At 46.7% G+C, this 244-nt stretch carries 1 protein-coding gene; it reads left to right on the top strand.

The window, feature by feature from the left end:
* Positions 1–244, top strand: a 244-nt coding sequence (locus V0R37_RS23020; protein ID WP_420376682.1) for a penicillin-binding transpeptidase domain-containing protein, incomplete at both ends; no start/stop codon positions are given.

Genomic DNA, 244 nt, shown 5'->3' with positions numbered 1-244 from the left:
AACTTATCGACTTGGATGATGCGTTTTGGGTTTGGAGATTTAACTGGCATCGATATTTTCGAAGAAAGTCGAGCCAATATGCCCACTCGTGAATGGAAAATGGCTCGTCATCGTACCCCTTGGTACAAAGGTGACACTATCCCGGTTGGAATTGGTCAAGGTTATTGGACCGCAACACCGATGCAATTGGCGAAAGCGACTTCGGTGGTTGCGAATAAAGGGAAAGTGATTGCCCCGCATTTAC

Origin of the sequence: Pollutimonas rozaliensis (assembly GCF_048751585.1) — a bacterium.
Taxonomy (GTDB): Bacteria; Pseudomonadota; Gammaproteobacteria; order Burkholderiales; family Burkholderiaceae_B.
The sequence above is the reverse complement of the archived record's forward strand: the minus strand, read 5'-3'. Positions and strand labels throughout refer to the sequence as shown.